Annotated in this window: 3 protein-coding genes; all 3 read left to right on the forward strand. The window is 63.6% G+C overall.

Features of this window, described 5'->3' with window-relative positions:
• Positions 1–465: AAA family ATPase (locus WBV42_RS21025; RefSeq protein ID WP_423987771.1), on the forward strand; the 465-nt coding region annotated here is incomplete at its 5' end.
• On the forward strand, positions 462–2,162 hold the full coding sequence (locus tag WBV42_RS21030) for a hypothetical protein (RefSeq protein WP_423987772.1): 1,701 nt from the start codon (positions 462–464) through the stop codon (positions 2,160–2,162). The genes WBV42_RS21025 and WBV42_RS21030, both read left to right, overlap by 4 nt.
• Before the next feature lie 117 nt (positions 2,163–2,279).
• Positions 2,280–4,938, forward strand: a 2,659-nt coding sequence (gene alaS, locus WBV42_RS21035) for an alanine--tRNA ligase (protein ID WP_423987773.1), incomplete at its 3' end; no start/stop codon positions are given.

The raw sequence follows: 4,938 nt of genomic DNA on the forward strand, positions 1-4,938 counted from the left end.
TACGAGCAGTTGCAGTACATCGCCGGTCTCCGCGGCGTGGACGCCGACGACCGAATCGAGCAACTCCTCGACCGGTTCGACCTCCTCGACGACGCGAACGAACGCGTCGGGACGTACTCGAAGGGGATGAAACAGAAAACGGCGCTGATCCAGACCGTCCTCCACGAACCCGACGTCGTCTTCCTCGACGAGCCAACGTCGGGTCTCGACCCGCGTGCGGCACGGACGGTGCGCGAGCTCATCTCGGAACTCACCCACGACGGGATGACCGTCTTCCTCTCGACACACATCCTTCCGGTCGTGGAGGAGCTCGCCGATACGGTCGGCGTGCTGTACGACGGGTCGCTCGTCGCCGAGGACTCCCCCGAGCGACTCACCCACCGCGCCGAGGAGGAACAGACGCTCGAAGACGTGTTCCTCGACGTGACGAGCGAACACCCCGCCGCGGCGTCGGTGGAACAATGAACTGGCCGACGCCCCGCCGGAGCGCCAGTATCGCCCGAATGGAGTATCGACGGAGCATCCGCGCCATCGCCAAAAATCCCGTGCAGATGCTCGCGTTCGGGGTTTTCCTCCTCCTGCCCGCTGGCGCGACCGTTCTCGGCGCGTATCTCGCGTACAAGCTGGGTGGTGAGCTCCGAACGACATCGGCACCGATACTGATGGGCGCACGCGGTGCATTCGCCGTCGCGTGGGTCGGTCTCTCGGTGATGGTTGCCTCGCGCTCCATCGGGAAAACCGGACGTATCGACAACGAGGCAGGTATGCTGACGACGGTTCCCGCCCGCGACGTGGTCGGTGGTCTCCTCGGCGGGGAACTCATGCGGTTCGTCACCGTCGGTGCGATTCCCATTCTGGCGATCAGCGGCGCACTCAGCGCGTCGCTCGGGACGCCGCTTCCGCTCATCACCATCGTTCTCGCGCTGCTCGGATTGACACTTCTGGCACTGCTCAGCGGCCACATCGTCGGTCTTCTGCTCAAGCTCGCACTCGCGCGCTCGGAGGTCCTCGCACAGTACAAATCGATCATCGCGGTCGTCGTCTTCGTTCTCTATATGGGAGCCATCGTAACGAACGCGTTCGGCGACATCATGACGTCGCTCGGTCTGATACTCCAGAACGCGCCGACGGCGTGGCTCGGGGACTTCCTCGTGCTCGGTATCCCGGGGGCGTCCCCCTCGTTGGCACGGGTCGGTGGCGCGGTTGCCCTCGTGGTCGTCGGCGTTCCGATCCTATCCGCCATCGACGTTCAGTTGGCGACGCGACTCTGGTACGGCGACCGAGTCCAACCCGAGAACAAACAGTACGACGCCGACGAAACGAACGCCGATTTCCTCGCCGGAATCGCGTCGAGACCGACGCGCTCCGTGGTCGAAAACGTGTGGCGGCGGACGAAACGCGCCCCGCTTCGGCTCCTCTACGTGATTTATCCGATCTTCTTCCTCACCGGCCCGATTCAGGACGCCGTGCAGGCGGGCCACGTCACGGGGTCCCTTCCCGTCCACGTCTCCTTCTACGGGGCATGGGCACTCGGCGGCGCGACGCTCAACCCGCTCGGTGACGAGGGAGCCATGTTGCCGGTGACGCTCATCTCGACCGTCGGAGGCAAACAGTTCGTCAAGGGCCACATGATCGCGGTGAGCATCGTGGGACTCCCGATTATCGTCGTCGCCACGGCGCTCACCGGGTTTTTGAGTCCGCTCGAACCGACGCGCTGGATTCTGTTGACGGGGGTGAGCGTGCTGCTCGGTCTGGCGGGAATCGCCGTCGCGATCGGAATCGGCTCGACGTTCCCCCGGTTCGGCGAGGTCAACGTCACGAAAAGCCGCCGGGCGGTCGTCCCGAGCAAGACGGCCTTCGTCACGTATTCGGCCGTGCTGATGATCGGGTACGGCGGTGCCGTCGTCGCTATCACGCCATCCACGGCCGCCTCCGTCGCCTCGATGGTCCACTTCCTCACCGGAGTTCTCGGCTACGCGCTGAAGGTTTCACCCGGAAGGGTTCGTCTCGTCGCCGGAGCGGTTGCGGCAATGCTCGGTGTCGTCGCACCTCCGGCCGCCTACCGCTACTCGATTCGAAGGTTCGACTCGTACGTCCTCGACGGCGACGATTCAGGTATTGCCGCCCTCCGAGGATTGTTCGACCTGTTCGATCACGCCTGACAGACACCCCTTTTCGACGAGGATCGCTCGGCCCAGAACGGACGATGACGGTCGTATCTGGGGTCTCACACGGTTGCGGAACTGTTTTACGCCCCGGTGGGTGAAGAACTACCAACAATGAGCCAACTTGAGGAGGAGTATCGCCTCGATTATTTCGAGGAAAACGGCTTTGTGCGAAAGGAATGCTCCGAATGTGGAGCGCATTTCTGGACGCGCGACCACGACCGAGAGACGTGCGGAGAACCACCGTGTGAGGAGTACGGATTCATCGACAACCCGAGTTTCGACGAGACGTACTCGCTGGCGGAAATGCGGGAAGCGTTCCTGTCCTTCTTCGAAGACAACGACCACCAACGGATCGACCCGTACCCGGTGGCGGCGAACCGCTGGCGGGACGACATGCTACTCACTATCGCTTCTATCGCAGACTTCCAGCCGCTGGTCACCTCCGGAGAGACACCACCACCGGCCAACCCGCTGACCATCAGTCAGCCCTGCATCCGGATGCAGGACATCGACAACGTCGGGAAGACGGGGCGACACACGATGGCCTTCGAGATGATGGCCCATCACGCGTTCAACGCCCGGGAGGACATCGACGACCCCGAGCAGTACGCGTACGAGGGAGAGGTTTACTGGAAGGACCAGACGGTCGAGTACTGTGACGAGTTCTTCGAGTCGATGGGTGCGAATCTCGATGAAGTCATCTACATCGAAGACCCATGGGTCGGCGGCGGCAACGCCGGACCCGCTATCGAAGTCATCTACCGGGGCGTCGAACTCGCCACGCTCGTCTTCATGTCGATGGAGCAGGACCCGGAGGGCGAGTACGAGATGAAGGATGGCAACCGGTACAGCCCGATGGACACGTACATCGTGGACACCGGGTACGGCCTCGAACGCTGGACGTGGGTGTCACAGGGAACGCCGACGGTGTACGAAGCCGTCTACCCCGACATGATCGATTTCCTCAAGGAGAACGCGGGAATCGAACACACCGACGAGGAGGAAAAACTCGTTCACCGCGCCTCGAAGCTCGCGGGGCACATGGATATCGACGAAGCCGAGGACATGGAAGCCGCCCGCGACAACATCGCGGACAAAATCGGCGTCTCGACGACCGAACTCGTCGAGCTACTGGAACCGCTCGAAGCCATCTACGCGATCGCCGACCACTGCCGAACGCTCGCCTACATGTTCGGCGATGGCATCGTCCCGAGCAACGTCGCGACCGGCTACCTCGCCCGGATGGTACTCCGACGAACCAAGCGTCTCTGTGACACCGCGGGCGTCGATGCACCGCTGGACGAACTCGTGGACATGCAGGCCGAACGTCTGGGTTACCAGAACCGCGACACCATCCGTGACATCGTCCGGACGGAAGTCGAAAAGTACCGCGAAACCCTCGAACAGGGTGGCCGTCGCGTTCGCCGCATCGCCAAGCGACACGCCGAGGAAGGCAAGCCGATCCCGGCCGAGACGCTCGTCGAGTTGTACGATTCTCACGGGTTGCAACCCGACATGGTCGAGGAGATTGCCGACGAGTTCGGCGCGTCGGTGGCGATTCCGGACGACTTCTACAGCCTCGTCGCCGAACGCCACGACAGCGGGGAAGCCTTCGAGGAGGAAGAGTCCGAAGACGACCGCTTCACCGACCTGCCGAAGACCGAGCGCCTCTACTACGAGGACCAGTACCGAACCGACTTCGAAGCCGTCGTCCTCGACGTGTTCGACCGCGAGGAGGGCTACGACGTCGTCCTCGACCAGACGATGTTTTACCCCGAAGGCGGAGGACAACCGGGCGACCACGGCACGCTTTCGACCGAGGAGAAGACGGTTCAGGTGTCGGACACGCAGATCGAGAACGGCGTCGTCCTCCATCGGACCGACGAAGCCGTCGATAAGGGAGCCATCGTCCGCGGAAAGATCGACGCCCAACGCCGTCGCAGGTTGATGCGTCATCACACGGCGACCCACATCGTCGTCCACGCGGCCCGCCAGATACTCGGCGACCACATCCGACAGGCCGGTGCCCAGAAGGGAACCGACAGTTCACGCATCGACGTGCGCCACTACGAGCGCATCGACCGCGAGACGGCCAAGCGAATCGAACTGCTCGCCAACGAGATCGTCATGGAGAACACGACGGTCCAGCAGGAGTGGCCCAACCGCCACGAGGCCGAGGAGGAGTTCGGGTTCGACCTCTATCAGGGTGGGATTCCCGGCGGAACGAACATCCGCCTCATCCACGTCGCCGAGGACGTGCAGGCCTGCGGTGGGACGCACGTCCGCCGAACCGGCGACGTCGGCGCTATCAAACTCCTGAACACGGAGCGCGTGCAGGACGGGGTCGAGCGACTCACGTTCGCCGCCGGTGACGCCGCCATCGAGGCGACGCAGGAAACCGAGGACTACCTGAACACCGCCGCCGACACGCTCGCTGTTTCGCCCGCAGAAGTTCCCGACACGGCCGAACGCTTCTTCGAGGAATGGAAGGCGCAAGGCAAACAGATAGAGGACCTGAAAGAGCAACTCGCCGAGGCCCGCGCCAGCGGTGCGGGCGGCGGCGAGGAAATAGCGGTCGGTGACACGACCGCCGTCATCCAGCGTATCGACACCGACATGGACGAACTCCGCGCCACGGCCAACGCGATGGCCGAGGACGGAAAAATCGCGGTCATCGGCAGCGGTGCCGACGGCGCACAGTTCGTCGTCGCGGTGCCGGACGGTGCCTCGGTGAACGCCGGGGACGTCGTCGGCGAACTCGCGTCCTTCG

The sequence above is a fragment of the Haladaptatus sp. genome, assembly GCF_049589095.1.
Classification (GTDB): Archaea; Halobacteriota; Halobacteria; order Halobacteriales; family Haladaptataceae; genus Haladaptatus.

Coding starts and splice junctions, on each gene's coding strand:
- WBV42_RS21030 (WP_423987772.1), top strand. CDS start 462: ATGAACTGGCCGACGCCCCGCCGGAGCGCCAGTATCGCCCGAATGGAG.